Below are 20,346 nucleotides of genomic sequence, written 5' to 3'. Positions count from 1 at the left end.
TCACGAGTCTTTGCGGGTTGGCTCTTCGACTTTCTGGGCCTGCACGTCGATGGTATTCGGTGCGTTCACGGGCTGGGCGGCTTGCGGGTGCACCGGTTGGGCCGGCTGTACCGGTTGGGCCTGGGCGGTGGTGTCGGCCGGTTTTTCGTCATCGTTCATGGCTTTGCGAAAGCCCTTGATCGACTCGCCGACATCGGTGCCGAGGTTTTTCAGTTTCTTGGTACCGAATACCAGCACCACGACAACCAGGATGACGATCCAGTGTTTCCAGTCAAAGATACCCATGTGGCTACTCCTCTCAAAAATTGATCAGGCGGACGGGCGCGAGGCTTTCTCGACGTGCCCGGACAGACCGAAGCGACGGTCCAGTTCATCCAGTACAGCCTGCGGGTGCTGACCCAGTTGGGCCAGCATGACCAGGCTGTGGAACCACAGGTCGGCGGTCTCGTAGATCACGTCGCTGCAATCGCCGCTGATGGCGGCGTCCTTGGCGGCGATGATGGTCTCGACCGATTCTTCGCCGACCTTTTCCAGAATCTTGTTCAAGCCCTTGTGGTACAGGCTGGCGACATAGGAGCTGTCGGCGGCCGCGCCTTTGCGCTCTTCCAGCACCTGGGCCAGGCGGGTCAAGGTGTCACTCATGGGAATGTCCTGGATAAATGGCATGCGGGTCCTTGAGCACCGGGTCGACGGTTTTCCAGTCGCCGTTCTCGAAGACGCGGTAGAAGCAGCTCCGCCGGCCGGTGTGGCAGGCGATTTCGCCAACCTGTTCGACCATCAAAATGATGACGTCGCCATCGCAATCCAGGCGCATCTCGTGCAAGTGTTGTACGTGCCCGGACTCCTCGCCCTTGCGCCACAGTTTGCCACGGGAGCGTGACCAATAGATGGCGCGGTTCTCGGCGGCGGTCAGTGCCAGCGCTTCGCGATTCATCCAGGCCATCATCAGCACGCGCCCGGTCTTGTGATCCTGGGCGATGGCCGGAACCAGTCCGTCAGCGTCCCACTTGATCTCGTCCTGCCAGTTTTTCATTTTGGGTCCTGACGGCAGCTGCAAGCTTTAAGCTTCAAGCTGCAAGTAAAAGCGATTCTGTGTGGTGCTTAAGTAGATAGGTACAACCCACGCACTTGCGGCTTGCAGCTTATCGCTTGCAGCTCAATCCGGCTATCGGCGAACGACCAGATACAAACCCACGGCCACCATGATGCCGGCGGGCCAATGACCCAGTTCGCTCAGTGGGCCGCCGGCCGCGAGCACCGCGCCGCCACCCAGGTGGGCCGCGCCGAGCAGGCGCAGGAACCAGTCGTCCCGACGGCGTTTCCACGGTGGCGCGGGATCGTGGGCGTGGGGCTGGGACATGCGCTCGAGCAGGTCGCGGGTCATGTTGGCCAGGTGCGGGAGTTGTTCGAACTGGCTCTGCACGTTGCCCAGCAAGGTCTTCGGGCTCATCCGCTCGCGCATCCAGCGCTCGAGGAATGGTTGTGCGGTGTTCCAGAGATCCAGATCTGGGTAGAGCTGGCGGCCCAGGCCTTCGATGTTCAGCAGGGTTTTTTGCAATAGCACCAGTTGCGGCTGAACTTCCATGTTGAAGCGGCGCGCGGTCTGGAACAGGCGCATCAGCACCTGGCCGAATGAAATATCTTTTAACGGTTTTTCGAAGATCGGTTCGCACACCGTGCGGATCGCCGCTTCGAACTCGTTGAGCTTGGTCTCGGCCGGCACCCAGCCCGAATCGATGTGCAACTGGGCGACGCGGCGGTAGTCACGCTTGAAGAAGGCGAACAGGTTGCGGGCCAGGTAATCCTGGTCCTCGGGGGTGAGGCTGCCGACAATGCCGCAGTCGATGGCGATGTATTGCGGACTCCACGGCTGCACGGTGCTGACGAAGATGTTGCCCGGGTGCATGTCGGCGTGGAAGAAACTGTCGCGGAACACCTGGGTGAAGAAAATCTCCACGCCGCGTTCGGCGAGCAGTTTCATGTCGGTGCGCTGGTCGGCCAGGGTCGCGAGGTCGGTGACCTGGATGCCGTAGATGCGCTCCATCACCAACACTTTCGGCCGGCACCAGTCCCAATAGACTTGCGGGACGTAAAGCAGCGGCGAGCCTTCGAAGTTGCGGCGCAACTGGCTGGCGTTGGCGGCTTCGCGCAGCAGATCGAGTTCGTCGAAGATGGTTTTCTCGTAGTCCTGGACCACGTCCACCGGGTGCAGCAGGCGTGCATCGGCCGACACCCTCTCGGCGGCGCGCGCGAGGATGAACAGCCAGGCCAGGTCCTGGGCGATGATCGGCTTGAGGCCCGGGCGAATCACCTTGACCACCACTTCCTCACCCGTCTTGAGTTGTGCGGCGTGAACCTGGGCGACCGACGCCGAGGCCAGGGGCTCGACATCGAAACGGCTGAAGACTTCGCTGATCTTCTTGCCCAACTGTTCCTCGATCAGCGCTACCGACAGTTTCGAGTCGAAGGGGGGCACGCGGTCTTGCAGCAGCATCAGTTCGTCGGCGATGTCTTCGGGCAGCAGGTCGCGACGGGTCGAGAGAATCTGTCCGAACTTGATGAAGATGGGGCCCAGGTCCTGCAAGGCCAGGCGCAAGCGTGCGCCGCGACTCAACTCCAGGGTTCGGCGTGGGAACCAGCGCCACGGCAACACGAAGCGCAGCGCCAGGAGAAACCAGGGCAGCGGCAAGGCGAACAGCAGGTCATCGAGGCGGTAGCGGATCACGACGCGCTGGATGCGCAACAGACGGCGGACGGCAAGCAGCTTCATGCGTTATCGCTTGGTTTCAAGGGATCGGGAAAGGCGCTCGAAACGCGCCTCGAGACGTTCCAGATCAAGCTTGATCTGGTCCAGTTCATCAAAACGGGCCTGGGCTTCGCGTTGGCCTACGAGAGTACGCGATTCTTCGGCCAGGTATTCACTCAGATTCTGTCCCAGGCTGGCGAAGCCCTGGCGATACCAGCGGGTACGGCTGCGCAGATGACCGCTGAGCAACTGGGTGGCCACCGGACCGATCCAGCGGGACACCTCGTATTCCCAGTCCAGCTCAAGGTCCTGGAGAATCGCCGCCAGCTCCAGCAGCACGCCGCTGTCGCCGTCGAGTTCGACATCGGGGCCATGCAGCACTGCGGTCTTGTTCTGGCTCAGCGCCAGCTCCAGCAGGTTCGACGCCGGGGCTCGGAGCGTGCAGTCCGCCTCCGCCACCCAATGAGAGGCGAGCATCAGGCCCTCATCACTGGGCAGGATAAACAGCTTGAGCGCCGGGCTGCGACAATCGACGGCAATCACCTTGCCACTCAAATGCGCCAGGCGCATCGGCGCCGTGCTGTCCAGGCGCAGGACCCGGTTGATGCCGAGTTCGACGCCGGCGAGCAGGCCGGTGAGCAGCATCAGGGCTTGATACCGCGGTGCAGGGCAACGATGCCCGAGGTCATGTTGTGGTAGGTCACGCGGTCGAAACCGGCTTCGACCATCATCGACTTCAGCGTTTCCTGGTCTGGATGCATGCGGATCGATTCGGCCAGGTAGCGATAGCTTTCCGCGTCGTTGGTGATCAGCTTGCCCATCAGCGGCATGAAGGCGAACGAGTAGGCGTCGTAGGCCTTGGACATCAGCGCGTTGGTCGGCTTGGAGAATTCCAGCACCAGCAGCCGGCCACCGGGCTTGAGTACGCGCAGCATGGAGCGCAGCGCGTCTTCCTTGTGGGTGACGTTACGCAGGCCGAAGGCGATGGTGACGCAGTCGAAGTGGTTGTCCGGGAACGGCAGCTTCTCGGCATCGGCCTGGACGAACTCGACGTTGCCCGCCACACCCAGGTCCAGCAAGCGGTCGCGACCCACCTTGAGCATGGATTCGTTGATGTCGGCGAGCACCACATGGCCGGTCGGGCCAACGATGTGGGAGAATTTTTTAGTCAGGTCACCCGTGCCGCCAGCGATGTCCAATACACGATTGCCGGTGCGCACGCCCGACAGTTCGATCGCGAAGCGCTTCCACAAGCGATGCATGCCGCCCGAGAGCAGGTCGTTCATCAGGTCATACTTGGCGGCTACCGAGTGGAAAACCTCAGCGACTTTTTCCGCCTTCTGGCTTTCCGGCACGTTCTTGAAGCCGAAGTGAGTGGTGGGTTCGGCATCGCTGCCTTTGCGCTGATCAGTCATATCGCTGTCACCAAAAAAGAATGCGGGACATTCTAATCCCGGTGGAGTGCTTTGTCTTGGCAAGGCTGCAGGTAAGATGAACCACTGCCAGGACGTTTTGACGCAGGCAGGGTCTGAAACGTTCAGGCAAGTCTCGATCAAACAGGAGTTATCAGATGGCCCGTATTACTGTTGAGCGTGCCCATGCCCTGGGCAAGGAAGCGGCCCGCGAAAAGGCTGACAAGTTGGCGCAGAAACTTTCCGACAGCTATGGCCTGGAGCCCCGGTGGGAGGGCGACACGCTGAAGCTCAAGCGTTCCGGGGTCAAGGGCGAAGTGCATGTAGGCGAAGATTCGATCCGCGTCGATGTGGAACTGGGCATGTTGATGTCTGCCATGAGTGGCACGATCAAGACGGAAATCGAAAAAGCCTTGGACAAGGCGTTGGCTTGATTAACCCACTGGCGAATTGGGATATGGAATTCAGTTGCCTGACTAGCCCTGGTGCAAGCGAGCCTGCTTCCACCAGGGCGTCATTCCCTTGGGCCTATCCGTTTTGTTAGGGTGCCCTTTCTAATTATTGTCACTACTTTGTGCCTGAGCCCGACCCTGTACGGGCAGTTCCTCCCATCTGTCTTCGAGTGAGGTGCACCATGGCCAAAGTTATTTTGAAGAAAAAAACCGACATTGAATCTTCCACGCTGAGCGACGTGAAAACGTACGCGCGCAAGATCTGGCTGGCTGGCCTGGGCGCCTATACCAAGGTGGGCCAGGAAGGCAGCGAGTACTTCCAGGAGTTGGTCAAGGCTGGCGAAGTTATTGAAACAAAAGGCAAAAAGAACATTGCCGGAACACTTCAAGCAGCCAACAGCGAACTGATTGAAGCCAAAACCGACGTCAATACTTTCAAGGCCAGGGTTGAAGTCCAACTCGACAAAGTCGAGAAGGTGTTCGACGCGCGTGTTGCAAGTGCCTTGAATCGTATCGGCATTCCGTCTAAACATGACGTTGAGACACTCTCTGCTAAGCTCGATGAGCTGACGGCATTGCTCGAACGTGTCGCGCGTAAACATTAAGGAGAACGGGATGGCTGGCAAGAAAATCACCGATAAAGAAGGCAGCTCGTGGGCCGGGAAGATTGAAAAGTACTCCCGCAAAATCTGGCTTGCTGGTTTAGGCGTGTACTCGAAGATCGACACTGACGGCAGCAAACTCTTCGAGTCCCTGGTTAAGGACGGCGAGAAGGCCGAAAAACTCACCAAGACGGCGGTTGGCAAACAAGTCGATGCGGCTACGGTCTCCGCCGAGTCGGCGAAATCAAGAATCGGCGGCGTGAAGGATCGAGCCCTGGGTAAATGGGATGAGCTGGAGGGTGCCTTCGACAAGCGCCTGAACAGTGCAATTTCCCGCTTGGGCGTGCCGAGCCGCAATGAAGTCAAGGAACTGCACAGCAAGGTCGACACCCTGACCAAGCAGATCGAAAAACTCACCGGGGCCAAGGTCACGCCTGTCGCGACCAAGGCTACTGCAAGCAAGACGGTGGCGGCCAAACCCGCGACGAAGACGGCAGCCAAGCCACTGGTCAAGGCAGCGACAAAAACCGTCGCCAAACCTGCGGCCAAAGCAGCGGCTAAAACCGCAGCGGCCAAACCAGCAGCCAAGGCGGCCAAACCCGTCGCGGCAAAAGCAGCAGCCAAGGCCGCTGCCAAACCTGCTGCCAAGCCAGCGGCTAAAACTGCAGCAGCTAAACCGGCTGCGGCCAAACCTGCGGCAAAAGCCGCTGCGAAGCCGGCCGCCAAACCCGCCGCGGCGAAAAAGCCAGCGGTGAAAAAAGGGACTGCGCCAAAAGCAGCCGCACCGAAGGCGCCGACCGCGACCGCCAAACCGGCAACCCCAACGGGCACGGCGAACTCCGCTTCGGCTCCGACTCCGGTGGCCACCTCGACTCCAGCGCCGGCTCCGTCGACGCCTACCAGTCAGTCCTGATTTTCCAGGGCAGGCAAAGACGCCCGGCTTATGTAGGCCGGGCGCTCGTTCCCACGCTCCCGCGTGGGAATATCTCCAGCTGCGTTCCGCTGTTTGGGGCGCTGAGCGTCACGCTGGCGTCAATCGTGCTCTTCCAGGTACCGCAGCGCCATCTGTTCGGTCGCGACCTTGACCGCAGGCGGCAAGTGCGGCGCCACCAGCATCATGACCTGGTAGACCACCAGGCGAACTTCGCCTTCGCGATCCAGGATCCGTTGATAGTCCAGCGAGAACAGCAAGGTCATGGTGATCTGCTCCACCAGTTGCCCCAATGCCTGTGTATCGCTGACCAGAAACCCCTGGGCCTTGAGTTGCGCCAGCAATGAGGCCAGGGTCCGCTTCAGCGCGTTGAGCAACTGGCGAATCCCCTTGGCCAGTTTTGGCAGGCGCCCGGCCAGGTTCGACAGGTCCTGGAACAGAAACCGGTATTGAGCCAGGCGCTCGACGATCAGGTGCAGGAATAACCAGTAATCCTCCGGCGCCAGTTGCGCATCGGCCGGTGGGTCCAGCAGCGGCGCGAGCTCGGCCTGGAATCGCTCAAACAGCCCCAGTATCAGTGGTTCCTTTCCATGGAAGTGGTAATAGAGGTTGCCAGGGCTGATACCCATTTCATTGGCAACTTCCATGGTGGAGACGTTCGGCTCGCCCTTTTCGTTGAATAACTGCAGGGCACATTCAAGGATGCGGTCGCGGGTTTTCATCCGGTCTTCTTAGTGATGAAGTCGTGCCACGGTCGGAAGCGCGACCGTGGAGTGAAGTGCTCAGCGCACGCGCACATAGGTTCCGGGCGCGGCTTCCAGGGGTGGGTATTTCACGTTGCCCAAGGCCATCTGTGTTTCGCGTTGGGCACCGGAGCGTTCCTGGATCCAGCCCAGCCATTGGGGCCACCAGCTGCCATCGATGTGCTTGGCGTCGTAGTACCAGGCCCGAGGGTCACTACTCAGTTTCGGGTTTTCGATGTAGTTGGCCTTGGGGTTGCCGGGCGGGTTGAGAATGCTTTGGACGTGGCCGCTGTTGGACAGTACGAAGCGCCTTTCGCCGCCCAGCAACAGCGTCGAGCGATACACCGCGTCCCAAGGGGTGATGTGGTCGTTGATGCCGGCCACGCTGAAGCTGTCCACCGTGACTTTCTGCAAGTCTATAGGCGTGCCGCAGACTTCCAGGCCGCCGGGATGGGTCAGCGGGTTGTGCTTGAAAAAATCCAGCAGGTCGCCGTGATACGCCGCTGGAAGCCGGGTGCAGTCGTTGTTCCAGTAGAGGATATCGAAGGCCGGCGGCGTCTTGCCCAGCAAGTAGTTGTTGACGAAATAAGTCCAGATCAGGTCGTTGGGGCGCATCCAGGCGAACACCCGGGCCATGTCGCGACCATCGAGAATGCCTTTCTGGTAAGAGCGGCGCTTGGCAGCCTCAAGGGTCTGTTCGTCGATGAACAGCGTGGCCGGGCTTTCGATCTCGCTGTCCAGCAAGCTCACCAGGTAGCTGGCGCTGGCGACCCGGCGCAGTTGGCGCTTGGCCTGCAGGTGACCTTGCAAGGCGGCGATGGTCATGCCACCGGCGCAGGCGCCCATCAGGTTGACCTCGCGCGCGCCGGTGATCTCCCGGCAGACATTCATCGCCTCCTCCGTCGCCTCGACGTAACTGGACAAGCCCCACTCGCGGTGGCGCACGTCGGGATTGCGCCAACTGATGATGAACACCTGCAAGCCGTTTTTCAGGGCGTATTGGACGAAGCTGTTGGAAGGACTCAGGTCGAAAATGTAGAACTTGTTGATCTGCGGCGGCACGATCAGCAATGGCCTGGCGTATTGCTTTTCGCTCATTGGCTTGTACTGGATCAGCTCCAGCAGCTCGTTGCGAAACACCACCGCGCCGGGAGTAGTGGCGAGGGTCTTGCCGACTTCGAAGGCCTGGGGCGTGACCTGCCGGGGCAACCCGTCGTTGTGAAGCAAGTCATCCACCAGGTGGCCGATGCCGCGAATCAGGCTGGTGCCGCCAGTGTTGAATAATTCCTTGATCGCCACGGGGTTCAGCAAGGTATTGGAGGGCGACACGGCATCGTTGAGCAGCGAAAAGGTAAAGTGAGCGCGGGCGCGATCATCCGGGCTCATGTCGCTTTCGTCGATCCAGCTCCTGACCTGCTTCTGCCAGCTCAGGTACGCCTGCAGGCTGCGCCGATAGAACGGGTTGTGCCGCCAGGTGGGATCGGCGAAGCGCTTGTCGTTGGGGTTGGTGGGGTGCAGCGTTTCGCCCAGCAGCACGCGCCCCAGTTGACCGCCCAGCCGCAATGCATGCCGGGCGCTGTGCACCGGGTTGCGCAAGCCATGGACGGCGACGTTGTGCAAGGTGGCAAGCAGATCCCTGCCGCGCAGGCCGGTGACCGCGCTTTGTGCATTGATGAAACTGGCAGGGGCGGGCATGGAACCCTTCGCCGGTTTGTCGCGCATGAGTCAACTCCTTCGTCATCAGGCTAAAAACAAACGCACCGAACCAGACAACATAGTCGCTGTTTCGGATGGCTGCATGATCCGGCGTCCTGCCAGGCGCTCTCGGCGGTGTCAGCCGCCACTCAGCGGCGCGGGATGCGGATGCATGACCGCGCGCTGACGTTCTTCCTCCAGAAATTTCATGATGATCGGTGCCACGGCCTCGGCCCGGGTGATCAGGAACAAATGGCCGTCATCAATGATGTGCAACTGCGAGTTTGGTATGCGCCAGGCCAGCATGCGCATGTTGATCAATGGGATCAGCGGGTCGTCATCCCCGGCGAGGATCAGGGTTGGCTGGTGGATCTTGTGCAGCCAGTGGATGCTGGTCCAGCCCAGGCCAGCAAACAACTGCCAGTAGTAACCGAGTTTGCCCGCCGACCGAACCTTGGCGGCGTGACGGGCCGCCAGGCTCGGATCGCGGCGAAACGAGCCGCCGTAAATCAACGGGGCGATGCGCATCACATGGGACGGCTGAACGTAGCGCCGGGGACTGGCCATCATCCACAGCACCTTCGGCTTGCCCGGCACCATCACCGCGCCGGCGGCCGTAGCGGCGAGCACCAGCTTCTTGCAGCGTTCCGGATAATCATGGGCGAACTGCTGGGCCAAAGCGCCGCCCCAGGACACGCCGATCACGTTGACCTGCCCATAGTCCAGATAATCGAGCATCCGCGCGGTGAGCTTGGCCAAGCCAGGGAAGCGATAGGGCCGGCTCGGTGTCGACGAGCCGCCGACCCCAGGCACATCGAAGGCAATCACTTCCAGGTCCGGGTCCAGGGCCTCGATGAACGGGAACACCAGCTCCAGGTTGGCGCCGATGCCGTTGAAGATCAGCAGTGGCGTCAAGTGAGGCTTGCCGGGACGTACCGCGGTGCGCAAGGTCTGGCCATCCAGATCGACGGTACGGAAGATGTACGGTTGCGGCATGCTTCAAGTCCTGGGGTAGAAAAGCAGAAAAAGCAGCTCCAAGCTGCACGAGGACAGCTTGGCGCTTGAAGCTTGCAACTTGCAGCTATCTTTCATGCACATACGTACCGGGCGCCGCTTCACCCGCCACATAAGTCTTGTTGCCCAGTACGGTCGGTGCTTTTTTCAGCTTGCCCGAGCGCTCGGCCTGCCAGGCTTGCCAGTGCAACCACCATGAGTCGGTGTGCTTGGTGGAGTTTTCCATCCAGTCCTCGGCCTTGGCGGGCATGTCCTCGCTGGTCATGTAGCGCGACTTGGGGTTGCCCGGCGGGTTGAGGATGCTCTGGATATGACCGCTGCTCGACAGCACGAATTCCACCTTGCCGCCGAACAGTTGCGCCGACTTGTAGCAGGACTTCCATGGGGTAATGTGGTCGTTGGTACCGGCCAGGGAAAAGATATCCGCAGTGACCTGCTTGAGGTCGATTGGCGTGCCGCACACTTCCAGGGCGTTGGGGCGGATCAGCGGGTTGTTCTTGAACATCTCGATGAGGTCGCCATGGAAGGCCGCCGGAAGCCTGGTGGTGTCGTTGTTCCAGAACAGGATGTCGAACACCGGCGGCTCGTTGCCCAGCAGGTAATTGTTGACCCAGTAGTTCCAGATCAAGTCGTTGGGGCGCATCCAGGCAAAGACCTTGGCCATGTCGCTACCTTCGAGCACGCCGGCCTGGTACGAGTGGCGCTTGGCGGCTTCCAGGGTCTGCTCGTCGACGAACAGCGCCACGTCGGTGTCCAGGGTGGTGTCCAGCACGCTCACCAGCAAGGTCAGGGCATTGACCTTTTTCTCGCCCAGCGCGGCGTAGTGGCCAAGCAGCGCGGTGCAGGTGATGCCGCCCGAGCAGGCGCCCAGCATGTTGACGTCTTTGCTGCCGGTGATGGCCGTGACCACATCCACCGCTTCCTTGAGCGCCTCGATGTAGGTCGACAGGCCCCACTCGCGCTGCGCCTTGGTGGGGTTGCGCCAACTGATGATGAAGGTCTGCACGTTGCTGCGCAGGCAGAAGCGCGCCAGGCTCTTGTCCGGACTTAGGTCGAAGACATAGAACTTGTTGATCTGCGGCGGGACCACCAGCAGCGGTCGTTCATGGACCTGCTCGGTGATGGGGCGGTACTGGATCAGCTCCAGCACGTCATTGCGAAAGACCACGGCGCCTTCCGTCACGCCCAGGCTCTTGCCGACTTCGAACGCGCCCATGTCGACCTGGCTCGGCATGCCGCCGTTGTGCACCAGGTCCTTGGCCAAGTGGGACAAGCCATCGAGCAGGCTCTTGCCGCCGGTTTCGAAGAAGCGCTTGACCGCTGCCGGGTTGGCCGCCGAGTTGGTCGGAGCCATGGCTTCGGTCATCAGGTTGATGACGAAGTGCCCTCGGCTGATGTCTTGGGGCGAGAGGCTGCTGTCGTCTATCCAGGCATGCAGCTCCTTGCGCCACGCCAGGTAGGTTTGCAGGTAACGTCTGTAAAGCGGGTTCTGGCTCCACGCCGGGTCGTTGAAACGACGATCGTCACCGGCGGGCTGCAACTCGGATTTGCCGAACAGGACTTTCCTGAGTTCAGCGCCGAAATGGGCAACGTGCTTGACGCTGTGCAGCGGTTGTCTGATGGTCTGGGTCAGCACCATCCGGGCAGAGGCCAGCAGGTCTTTCCTGCGCAAGCCGACGACGGGATTCAAGCCCAGGGTATTTTCCGAGGCTTGGTACTTCAACTCATCGTTGTTCTTGTTGCTCATCTACGACGCTCCATTGTCCTTCAGACGAGTACCGGGGCCGAGCGATGAAGCCACACGGCCATTACCAGGTACGCTGCTCGGGGTGACCGTTAATTCCGCATCGAGGCCAATGAGGAAACGTGTGCCAGGAACTCGCCGGTTCCTTTGCAGGGAACTTGCCAGCTCCATTGGTTACCCGAGTTTAATTTTTTTCGCAAGCAGGCCAGTCATTGACGTTGCCGCGCGGGCATTCAAGCAGATGAGTCTAGAAAATTCGCCCTAAAGCGCCAGCCCTTGAGCTAGAGCATCAGCTTGACCACGGATTCGTTCGGATCGCGGGTTTTTCCGGCGGCCTTGAGCTCGGCGAGATAATCGTTCCACAGGTCCTCTTGGCGCAGCGCCAATTGGTACAGGTAGTCCCACGTGAACAATCCGCTGTCGTGGCCGTCGTCGAAGGTCAATTTCAGTGCGTACTGACCGGCCGGTTCAACCTTGGTCAGGCCGACGCCCAGCTTGCCGTATTGCAGGATGGGTTTGCCATGGCCCTGGACCTCTGCGGAAGGTGAATGCACCCGCAGGAATTCGGCGGGCAAGTGGTATTCCTCGTCCGGCGCGTATTTGAGCGTCAGGGTCTTGGAGGCTTTGTGCAGGTTGATGGCGGTGGGGAGTTTGGTCATAGAAGCAGCTTACAAGCTACAAGCTACAAGCTACAAGCTACAAGCTACAAGCTACAAGCTGGAGGTGACCCGCTTGCAGCTTGCAGCTAGAAGCTTGCAGCTTTAAAGAATATACCGCGACAGGTCTTCGTTCTCGGCCAGTTCTCCCAGGTGGCTGTTGACGTATTCGGCATCGATGATGATCGGCGCTTCATTGTGGGCGCTAGCGAGGTCGCCGGCACTGAACGAGACTTCCTCGAGCAGGCGCTCAAGCAGCGTGTGCAGGCGACGGGCACCGATGTTCTCGGTCTTCTCGTTGACCTGCCAGGCGATTTGCGCCAAGCGCTTGATGCCCTCGGGCGCGAACTCGATGTTCAGGCCTTCGGTCTTGAGCAGCGCGCAATACTGCTCGGTCAGCGACGCGTGGGGTTCGCTGAGGATGCGTTCGAAATCTTCTGGCGACAACGCCTTGAGTTCGACACGGATCGGCAAGCGGCCTTGCAGCTCGGGCACCAGGTCGCTCGGCTTGCTCAGGTGGAACGCACCGGAGGCAATGAACAGGATGTGGTCGGTCTTGACCATGCCCAGCTTGGTGTTCACCGTGCAGCCTTCGATCAACGGCAGCAGGTCACGTTGCACGCCTTCACGGGACACGTCGGCGCCGCCGACATTGCCGCGCTTGGCGACCTTGTCGATCTCGTCGATGAATACGATGCCGTGCTGCTCCACCGCTTCCAGCGCCTTGGCCTTCAACTCTTCTTCGTTGACCAGCCGACCCGCTTCTTCGTCACGCACCAGCTTCAGCGCTTCCTTGACCTTGAGCTTGCGGCTTTTCTTCTTGCCCTTGCCCATGTTGGCGAACAGGCTCTGCAACTGGTTGGTCATTTCTTCCATGCCCGGCGGCGCGGAAATGTCGACGCCAGCCATCTCGGCGACTTCGATCTCGATTTCCTTGTCGTCCAGCTGGCCTTCGCGCAGGCGCTTGCGGAACAGCTGGCGGGTGTTGGAATCCTGGGTCGCGGCGGAGTCTGCGTTGAAGCCCATGCGCGCCGGCGGCAGCAGCGCGTCGAGGATGCGCTCTTCGGCGGCGTCTTCGGCGCGATGGCGGACCTTGGTGATTTCCTGCTCGCGCAGCAGCTTGATGGCGGCATCGGCCAAGTCACGGATGATCGACTCGACGTCGCGGCCGACATAGCCCACTTCGGTGAACTTGGTGGCTTCGACCTTGATAAACGGCGCATTGGCGAGCTTGGCCAGGCGACGGGCGATCTCGGTTTTACCGACGCCGGTCGGGCCGATCATCAGGATGTTCTTGGGGGTCACTTCAACGCGCAGCTCCTCAGGCAGCTGCATCCGGCGCCAGCGGTTGCGCAGGGCAATGGCAACGGCGCGCTTGGCATCGTCCTGGCCGATGATGTGGCGATTGAGTTCGTGGACAATTTCGCGGGGAGTCATGGACATAATATTGGGGTCCTCAAGCAGGAATTCGGGCCTGGACGGGCTTATTCCGCGAGGTCCTGCTCCTCAATGGTTTGGGTGTGGTTGGTGAACACGCAAATGTCGCCGGCAATGCCCAAGGCAGTCTCGACGATTTCGCGGGCCGACAGGTCGGTCTTTTTTAACAGCGCGCTGGCCGCGGCCTGGGCGTAGGCACCGCCGGAACCCATGGCGATCAGGCCGTCTTCGGGCTCAACGACATCGCCGTTGCCGGTGATGATCAGCGAGGCGTCCTTGTTGGCGACCGCGAGCATGGCTTCGAGGCGGCTCAGGGAGCGGTCGGTGCGCCATTCCTTGGCCAGCTCGACGGCGGCGCGGACCAGGTGGCCCTGGTGTTTCTCAAGTTGGCCTTCGAAACGCTCGAACAAGGTGAAGGCGTCGGCGGTGGCTCCGGCGAAACCGGCGATGACCTGGCCGTGGTACAGGCGGCGGACTTTCTTCGCGTTGCCTTTCATCACGGTGTTGCCCAATGAAACCTGGCCGTCGCCGCCCATGACGACTTTGCCGTGACGGCGGACTGAAACGATGGTGGTCAAGGGAGAGTCTCCACGCAGCGGGGCGAAAATGCCCGGATGAAACTCATATGGGGGTGGCGTGGGGTTTTTCAACTGCGGGGTGGGGGAGGGGATGAGTGGCATTGGGTGTTTCTAGCGGAGCGCTCTTGTGGCGAGGGAGCTTGCTCCCGCTGGACCGCGCAGCGGTCCTAAGCTTTTGGGGCTGCTACGCCCGAGGCGTCGGACCGGCCCAGCGGGAGCAAGCTCCCTCGCCACGAAAAGCGCCGCTGCCACAAATGCCTTCGTTAGGATCAGCGGCTCTGGCGTTGTTGTAACAGCAGGTTGCTGAAACCACTGCCAGCCAGCTGTTTCTGGGCCTTGGTCAAGTCTTCGCGATTGCTAAACGGCCCGACCAGTACCCGATACCAGGTTTCGTCCTTCACCGTCCCGGACTCAACCGACACGGACTGGCCCAACAGAATGATCTGCGCTCGGACCTTGTCGGCGTCGGCTTCCTTGCGGAACGAGCCGGCCTGCAGGAAGAACTTCGTCACCGGCGCAGCCTTCTGCACGGGTGGGGCCGGTGGCGGCGTGATGCCGGCCAGCGCCGCCTGGGCGCGGGCGGTGTCGATCTTCGCCGCTTCAGCCGGGGTCACCGGCGTGGTGGGCACTTGCGGCGTCGGCAGGGTTTTCTCCGGCACGGCGTCGGGCGGCACGATGACTTCCGACTCCGGCAGCAAGGTATAAAAGTCGTATTTGGGCTTCACCGGTTGCGTCGGGCTCGGCGGGGTCTTGTTCGCCTCGGCGATGCGCGTGGCTTTCTGTTGCTCCTGGCGGACGCGCTTGACGTCATCGCCCTGGCCCGGCTCCAGTTTCATCAGGAACACGATGAAAGCGCCAACGGTTAGGCCGATGGCCATCCACAGCCAGCCCGGAATCGGTTTCTTGGCTGGAGGCTGGTAACGACTGGCGCCGCGCTTGGGAACAGGTTTTTTCTTGGCGGCCAACTTACATGCGCTCCAGCGTTTCCAGGCCCAGCAGTTCCAGGCCTTGCTTGAGGGTACGCCCGGTCAGCGCTGCGAGGCGCAGGCGGCTTTGCATCTGCGCGGGAGTTTCGGCATTCAGGATCGGGCAGTTCTCGTAGAAGCTGGAGAACAGGCCGGCAACGTCGTACAGGTAGGCGCACAGAGTGTGCGGCGTGCCCTTGTCGGCGACGTTGTTCAGCACTTCGCCGAACTGCGCCAGTTTCGCCGCGAGCTCCTGCTCCAGCGGGGCCTGGAGCACAATCTGGCCGTCTATTTCATTGAATTCTTTGCCGAGCTTGCGGAACACGCCCGCCACGCGGGTGTAGGCATACAGCAGGTACGGCGCGGTGTTGCCTTCGAAATTGAGCATCAGGTCGAAGTTGAAGCTGTAGTCGCTGGTGCGGTGCTTGGACAGGTCGGCGTATTTCACCGCGTCGATGCCCACGACCTGGGCGATCTTGCGCAGCTCGTCCTCGGCCAGCTCCGGGTTCTTGCCCTTGACCAGGGTGTAGGCGCGGTCCTGGGCTTCGGTCAGCAGGTCGATCAGCTTCACCGTGCCGCCGTCGCGGGTCTTGAACGGGCGGCCGTCGGCGCCGTTCATGGTGCCGAAGCCCATGTGTTCCATTTCCATCGGATGGGTCACGAAGCCAGCCAGGCGGGCCACTTCGAATACTTGCTGGAAGTGCAGCGCCTGGCGTTGGTCGACGAAATACAGCACCCGATCGGCCTTGAGCACGCCGTTGCGGTAGCGCACGGCCGCCAAGTCGGTGGTGGCATAGAGGTAACCGCCGTCGGCCTTGACGATGATCACCGGCAGCGGCTCGCCATCGGCGGTCTTGAACTGGTCGAGGAACACGCACTGGGCACCATTGCTTTCCACCAGCATGCCCTTGGCCCTGAGGTCATTGACCACATTGATCAGGTCATCGTTGTAGGCGCTTTCGCCCATCACGTCGGCCATGGTCAATTTGACGTTCAGCAGCTCGTAGATTTTCTGGCAGTGGGACAGGGAGATGTCCTTGAACTTGGTCCATAGCGCCAGGCACTCGGCATCGCCGGCCTGCAGCTTGACCACCAGGCCTCGGGCGCGGTCGGCAAACTCGGAGGACTCGTCGAAGCGTTGCTTGGCGGCGCGGTAGAAATTCTCCAGGTCCGACAGCTCGTCGCTGGTGATCGGATTTTCCTGCAAATAGGCCATCAGCATGCCGAACTGGGTGCCCCAGTCACCAACGTGGTTCTGGCGGATCACGGTGTCGCCAAGGAACTCCAGGACCCGGGCGACGCCGTCGCCGATAATGGTCGAGCGCAGGTGGCCGACGTGCATTTCCTTGGCGAGATTGGGGGCCGAGAGGTCAACGACGGTGCGCTGCAACGGGCCGGCCTTGCGCACGCCGAGGCGCTCGTCGGCCAGGGCCGCGTCCAGGCGCGAAGCCAGGGCCTGGGTGTTCTGGAAGAAGTTGATGAAACCGGGGCCGGCGATGGCCGCCTTGCTGACGCTCTCGTCGGCCGGCAGGGCCGCGATGATTTTCTCCGCCAGGTCCCGCGGCTTCATGCCGGCCGGTTTGGCGAGCATCATCGCGATGTTACTGGCGAAGTCGCCGTGGGTCTTGTCGCGGGTGTTTTCGACCTGAATCGCCGGCGACAGGCCTTCTGGCAGCACACCTTCAGTGACGAGTTGGGTGATGGCTTGCTGGATGAGCTGGCGGATGGTGTCTTTCATGGTCTTCTCTTTCAACCGCAGGCGCGGCGGCGCTTCGATGCGCTGGTGGAAAAACTGGGCATTATCCGTGGCGCGGGCGAGCTTGCCAACTGTAGCGGGTCGGTTGGGTCCATGTGATGACTATTCTGGCTTCGTCGCACGCGGGCGATCGCCATCTAATACAAATCCACCGGGTCCACATCCAGTGACCAGCGCACCGCCCGGCCGCTGGGCAGTTGCTCCAGCACCAGCAACCAGGCACTCAACAGTCGATGCAGCGGCGCCCGGGCATTGGCTTGCAACAGAAGCTGGGCGCGATAACGCCCGGCCCGCCGCTCCATCGGAGCCGGGACCGGGCCCAATAGTTCGATGCCAGTGAGGCTTTGCTCCGCCAGCAAGCGCTCTGCCTCGCTGCACGCTTCGTCAAGGAAACCTTCCGCCTGTCCCGGTTTGTGAGCCTCGGCCCGCAGCAGCGCCAAGTGTGCAAAGGGCGGCAGCCCGGCGCTGCGTCGTTCGCTCAACGCCTGTTCGGCAAAGGCAAAATAACCCTGCTCGGTCAACTGGATCAACAGCGGATGGTCCGCCAAGTGGGTCTGGATAATGACCTTGCCCGGTTCCTCGGCTCGTCCGGCACGGCCCGCCACCTGGACGATCAACTGCGCCATGCGTTCGCTGGCACGGAAATCCCCGGAAAACAGTCCGCCGTCGGCATCGAGGATCGACACCAGCGTCACCCGTGGGAAGTGATGCCCCTTGGCGAGCATTTGCGTGCCCACCAGAATGCATGGCTGGCCCTTCTGGATCGTGGCGAACAACTGATTCATCGCGTCTTTGCGCGAGGTGCTGTCGCGATCCACCCGCAGCACCGGGAAATCGGGGAAGAGGATGCCCAACCGCTCCTCGGCGCGCTCGGTGCCGGCGCCCACCGGGCGCAGATCCACTTTCCCGCACTGCGGACAGTGCCTCGGCACGCGCTCGGAGTGCCCGCAATGGTGGCAGCGCAATTCGCCGTAGCGTTGATGCACGGTCATTCGCGCGTCGCAGCGCTCGCAACCGGACATCCAACCGCAGTCGTGGCAGAGCAGGGTCGGGGCGAACCCCCGACGGTTGAGGAACACCAGGACCTGTTGCCCGGCGGCCAGGGTCTGGCCGATGGCTTGTTGCATCGGTCCGGAAATGCCGCTGTCCAGCGGACGACTCTTGACGTCCAGGCGCAGGAAACGCGGTTGCTTGGCGCCGCCGGCCCGTTCGTTCAGGCGTAGCAGGCCGTAGCGACCGGTGTAGGCGTTGTGCAGGCTTTCCAGGGAGGGCGTGGCCGAACCGAGGACAATCGGGATGTTCTCTTGGCGGGCGCGCACCAGTGCCAGGTCGCGGGCGTGGTAGCGCAGGCCTTCCTGCTGTTTATAGGAGCCGTCGTGCTCTTCGTCGATGATGATCAGGCCAGGGTTTTTCATCGGCGTGAACAGGGCCGAGCGGGTGCCGATAATGATGTCGGCCTCGCCGTCCCGGGCGGCGAGCCAGGCTTCCAGGCGCTCGCGGTCGTTGACCGCCGAATGCACCAGCGCGATCCGTGCGTTGAAACGCTGCTCGAAGCGCGCCAGCGTTTGTGGCCCGAGGTTGATTTCCGGGATCAGCACCAGGGCTTGCTTGCCGCCTTCGAGGGTCTCGCGAATCAGTTGCAGGTAGACCTCGGTCTTGCCGCTGCCGGTCACGCCCGCCAGCAAGAAGGCATGGTAACTATCGAAACCCGCGCGAATCGCTTCGCACGCGGCCCGCTGTTCGGCGTTGAGCGGCAGTTCCGGCTGGGCCAGCCAATGTTCATGGCGTGCGCCCGGGGCGTGCTTGCGCACTTCCACCTGGACCAGGCCCTTGGCCAACAGCAGGTCGAGACTGTCTTTACTGAGCATCAACTTGCTCAGTAGCTGATGCGCCACGCCGTGGGGATGCTGGGCCAGGGTCGCCAGGGCCTCGCGCTGGCGCGGTGCGCGGGCAATACGCGGATCGTCCAGCGCGGCGCCGGGCGCTGCCGACCAGAATCGTTCCTGGCGCGCTTCGGCCGGTTCGCCCTGGCGCAACAGTACCGGCAGCGCCCAGCTCAGGGTGTCGCCCAGGCTGTGCTGATAATACTGGGAGGTCCACAGGCACAGCTTGAACAACGACGCGGGCAGCGGCGCCGTAGCATCAAGCAAGGCCAACGCCGGCTTGAGCTTGTCGACCGGCACTTCGCTGTGATCGGCGACTTCCACCAGAATGCCGATCATCTCCCTCCGACCGAACGGCACCCGCAGGCGCATGCCCGGTTGCAACTGGGCGCGCGTCACCCCGGCCGGGGCACGGTAATCGAACAAGCGGCGCAGGGGTGATGGCAGGGCGAGGCGCAGGATGGCGTCGGGCACGCGGTGGATTCTCGATTAGGCAGCGGCGAAGAAGGCCGGGAGCCTAGCAGACGGTTGGTACAAGTTGTAGCTTGCGTGATTAATGTTGTCTGGTAGAATCCGCGGCCTAATTACGTGCGGTATTCAACAATAGTGTTGGGTGGCGGCACGCTAGCCTGAGGAAAACACCATGAAAACCGATATCCATCCGGACTACCCAGTTGTGGCTGTAACCTGCAGCTGCGGCAACAAGTTCGAAACGCGTTCGACCTACGGCAAAGCCTTGTCGATCGACGTTTGCAACGAGTGCCACCCGTTCTACACCGGTAAGCAAAAGACTCTGGATACCGGCGGCCGTGTTCAGAAGTTCGCCGATCGTTTCGGTGCTTTCGGCAAAGTTGCTCCAAAAGCCTGAGGCTGATCATTTTGGATGGTCTTCTCGACTGGTCCAGACTGATGAAAAAGGCGTCCCTTGCGGGCGCCTTTTTTGTGGCTGCGATTTGGCTCAGCGGTGCCCAGGCGTCCTGTCCCTTGCAGGCCAGCGTGCCTGAGGCGCAGGTGCAGCGTGTGGTGGATGGCGACACCTTATACCTTGAGGATGGCCGTCGTATCCGCATGATTGGCCTCAACAGCCCGGAGCTGGGAAAGCGTGGGCGTGCCGACGAGCCGTTTGCCGTGGCGGCGCACCAACGACTCGAGGCCTTGGTAGCTGCCAGTGCCGGTCGTGTCAGGGTATTGCCCGGCAAGGACGACCGGGACGACTATGGGCGCACGCTTGCTCATGTCTATGACAGCCAAGGCCGAAACCTGGAGGAGCAATTGATTGCCGAGGGGCTGGGGTTCCTCGTAGCCGTCGCTCCAAACGTCGATCTGGTCGGCTGCCAGCAGGCAGCGGAGCGCCAGGCGCGGCAAGCCGGGCTGGGCCTGTGGAAGCAGTCCCCGGTGGTGCGAGCGGAGCGGATCAGCGCACCTGGTTTCGTACTGACCAGTGGGCGGGTAGCCAGCGTGCAGCGCAATCGCGGCGGTATCTGGATTCAATTGCAGGGATCGGTTGTCCTGCACATCGCACCCCATGCGCAGCGAAACTTCGATGCCTCGATCCTCAAGGGTCTGGAAGGGCGGAAAATCGAGGCACGCGGTTGGGTCGTTGATCGCTCCCGGCGTGGCGCGGCCAAGCCTGGGCAGGCGCAATGGATGCTGCCATTGACCGATCCTGCGATGCTGCAGGCATTACGCTGAGAAAAATAATTGTAGACATAATGGTCTTGGATTGTATGCA

At 61.5% G+C, this 20,346-nt stretch carries 20 protein-coding genes and 1 pseudogene; 5 read left to right on the top strand and 16 right to left on the bottom strand.

Annotation, left to right across the window (positions count from 1 at the left end; translation table 11 throughout):
- From J3P95_RS23425 to ubiE, 6 genes and pseudogenes are all read right to left on the bottom strand, one after another.
- Positions 1 to 285, bottom strand: coding sequence for a twin-arginine translocase TatA/TatE family subunit (locus J3P95_RS23425; protein WP_434579524.1), 285 nt, complete (start codon positions 283 to 285; stop codon positions 1 to 3).
- A gap of 24 nt (positions 286 to 309) precedes the next feature.
- Complete coding sequence (locus tag J3P95_RS23420) at positions 310 to 642, bottom strand: phosphoribosyl-ATP diphosphatase (protein ID WP_003186671.1); 333 nt, start codon at positions 640 to 642, stop codon at positions 310 to 312.
- Positions 635 to 1,033 carry a phosphoribosyl-AMP cyclohydrolase gene (hisI, locus tag J3P95_RS23415; protein ID WP_434559098.1) on the bottom strand — a complete coding sequence of 133 codons (399 nt, stop codon included), beginning with the start codon at positions 1,031 to 1,033 and terminating at the stop codon, positions 635 to 637. The genes J3P95_RS23420 and hisI overlap by 8 nt, the downstream gene beginning before the upstream one ends.
- 132 nt (positions 1,034 to 1,165) lie before the next feature.
- The gene (gene ubiB / locus J3P95_RS23410; RefSeq protein WP_434559096.1) at positions 1,166 to 2,770 is read right to left on the bottom strand and encodes a ubiquinone biosynthesis regulatory protein kinase UbiB; all 1,605 of its coding nucleotides are present in this window, start codon (positions 2,768 to 2,770) and stop codon (positions 1,166 to 1,168) included.
- Positions 2,767 to 3,391: pseudogene (locus tag J3P95_RS23405) on the bottom strand (ubiquinone biosynthesis accessory factor UbiJ). Before J3P95_RS23405 ends, ubiB begins: the two are co-directional and overlap by 4 nt.
- Positions 3,391 to 4,161 carry a bifunctional demethylmenaquinone methyltransferase/2-methoxy-6-polyprenyl-1,4-benzoquinol methylase UbiE gene (ubiE, locus tag J3P95_RS23400; protein ID WP_186615663.1) on the bottom strand — a complete coding sequence of 257 codons (771 nt, stop codon included), beginning with the start codon at positions 4,159 to 4,161 and terminating at the stop codon, positions 3,391 to 3,393. The pseudogene J3P95_RS23405 and the gene ubiE overlap by 1 nt, the downstream one beginning before the upstream one ends.
- 155 nt (positions 4,162 to 4,316) lie before the next feature.
- Here ubiE and J3P95_RS23395 point away from each other — a divergent pair, with 155 nt between their 5' ends.
- The 3 genes from J3P95_RS23395 (at position 4,317) to J3P95_RS23385 (ending at position 6,125) form a co-directional block, all read left to right on the top strand.
- Positions 4,317 to 4,592, top strand: coding sequence for a polyhydroxyalkanoic acid system family protein (locus J3P95_RS23395; protein ID WP_186615665.1), 276 nt, complete (start codon positions 4,317 to 4,319; stop codon positions 4,590 to 4,592).
- Between the two features lie 200 nt (positions 4,593 to 4,792).
- Positions 4,793 to 5,215, top strand: coding sequence for a phasin family protein (locus J3P95_RS23390; protein WP_434559094.1), 423 nt, complete (start codon positions 4,793 to 4,795; stop codon positions 5,213 to 5,215).
- 10 nt (positions 5,216 to 5,225) lie between these two features.
- Entirely contained in the window at positions 5,226 to 6,125 is a 900-nt protein-coding gene (locus J3P95_RS23385) for a phasin family protein (RefSeq protein ID WP_434579525.1), read from the top strand.
- 119 nt (positions 6,126 to 6,244) lie between these two features.
- Here J3P95_RS23385 and J3P95_RS23380 read toward each other — a convergent pair whose 3' ends face one another.
- The 10 genes from J3P95_RS23380 to J3P95_RS23335 all read right to left on the bottom strand — a co-directional run bounded on the left by J3P95_RS23380 (position 6,245) and on the right by J3P95_RS23335 (position 19,088).
- Complete coding sequence (locus J3P95_RS23380) at positions 6,245 to 6,865, bottom strand: TetR/AcrR family transcriptional regulator (RefSeq protein ID WP_434579526.1); 621 nt, start codon at positions 6,863 to 6,865, stop codon at positions 6,245 to 6,247.
- 60 nt (positions 6,866 to 6,925) lie between these two features.
- A complete protein-coding gene (phaC, locus tag J3P95_RS23375) occupies positions 6,926 to 8,608 on the bottom strand; it encodes a class II poly(R)-hydroxyalkanoic acid synthase (protein WP_434559088.1) in 1,683 nt (560 codons plus the stop codon).
- A 111-nt stretch (positions 8,609 to 8,719) separates the two neighbouring features.
- A complete protein-coding gene (gene phaZ, locus J3P95_RS23370; RefSeq protein WP_186639630.1) occupies positions 8,720 to 9,577 on the bottom strand; it encodes a poly(3-hydroxyalkanoate) depolymerase in 858 nt (285 codons plus the stop codon).
- A gap of 85 nt (positions 9,578 to 9,662) precedes the next feature.
- On the bottom strand, positions 9,663 to 11,342 hold the full coding sequence (gene phaC, locus J3P95_RS23365) for a class II poly(R)-hydroxyalkanoic acid synthase (RefSeq protein WP_434559086.1): 1,680 nt from the start codon (positions 11,340 to 11,342) through the stop codon (positions 9,663 to 9,665).
- Positions 11,343 to 11,620: 278 nt separating this feature from the next.
- Positions 11,621 to 11,998, bottom strand: coding sequence for a gamma-butyrobetaine hydroxylase-like domain-containing protein (locus J3P95_RS23360; protein WP_434559084.1), 378 nt, complete (start codon positions 11,996 to 11,998; stop codon positions 11,621 to 11,623).
- A 102-nt stretch (positions 11,999 to 12,100) separates the two neighbouring features.
- Entirely contained in the window at positions 12,101 to 13,438 is a 1,338-nt protein-coding gene (hslU, locus tag J3P95_RS23355; protein ID WP_186615681.1) for an ATP-dependent protease ATPase subunit HslU, read from the bottom strand.
- A 41-nt stretch (positions 13,439 to 13,479) separates the two neighbouring features.
- Positions 13,480 to 14,010, bottom strand: coding sequence for an ATP-dependent protease subunit HslV (gene hslV, locus J3P95_RS23350; RefSeq protein ID WP_003186641.1), 531 nt, complete (start codon positions 14,008 to 14,010; stop codon positions 13,480 to 13,482).
- A 269-nt stretch (positions 14,011 to 14,279) separates the two neighbouring features.
- Complete coding sequence (locus J3P95_RS23345) at positions 14,280 to 14,975, bottom strand: SPOR domain-containing protein (RefSeq protein ID WP_434559082.1); 696 nt, start codon at positions 14,973 to 14,975, stop codon at positions 14,280 to 14,282.
- A gap of 1 nt (position 14,976) precedes the next feature.
- Positions 14,977 to 16,713 carry an arginine--tRNA ligase gene (gene argS, locus J3P95_RS23340; RefSeq protein WP_434579528.1) on the bottom strand — a complete coding sequence of 579 codons (1,737 nt, stop codon included), beginning with the start codon at positions 16,711 to 16,713 and terminating at the stop codon, positions 14,977 to 14,979.
- A gap of 155 nt (positions 16,714 to 16,868) precedes the next feature.
- Positions 16,869 to 19,088, bottom strand: a complete 2,220-nt coding sequence (locus J3P95_RS23335; protein ID WP_434579529.1) for a primosomal protein N' — start codon at positions 19,086 to 19,088, stop codon at positions 16,869 to 16,871.
- Between the two features lie 169 nt (positions 19,089 to 19,257).
- Here J3P95_RS23335 and rpmE point away from each other — a divergent pair, with 169 nt between their 5' ends.
- Together rpmE and J3P95_RS23325 are read left to right on the top strand one after the other, a co-directional pair.
- Positions 19,258 to 19,482, top strand: a complete 225-nt coding sequence (gene rpmE / locus J3P95_RS23330; RefSeq protein WP_434559076.1) for a 50S ribosomal protein L31 — start codon at positions 19,258 to 19,260, stop codon at positions 19,480 to 19,482.
- 41 nt (positions 19,483 to 19,523) lie between these two features.
- Positions 19,524 to 20,306, top strand: coding sequence for a thermonuclease family protein (locus tag J3P95_RS23325; RefSeq protein WP_434579530.1), 783 nt, complete (start codon positions 19,524 to 19,526; stop codon positions 20,304 to 20,306).
- The last annotated feature ends 40 nt before the right edge of the window (positions 20,307 to 20,346 follow it).

This window comes from Pseudomonas sp. Z5-35, assembly GCF_051131945.1.
Classification (GTDB): domain Bacteria; phylum Pseudomonadota; class Gammaproteobacteria; order Pseudomonadales; family Pseudomonadaceae; genus Aquipseudomonas; species Aquipseudomonas marvdashtae.
The sequence above is the reverse complement of the archived record's forward strand: the minus strand, read 5'-3'. Positions and strand labels throughout refer to the sequence as shown.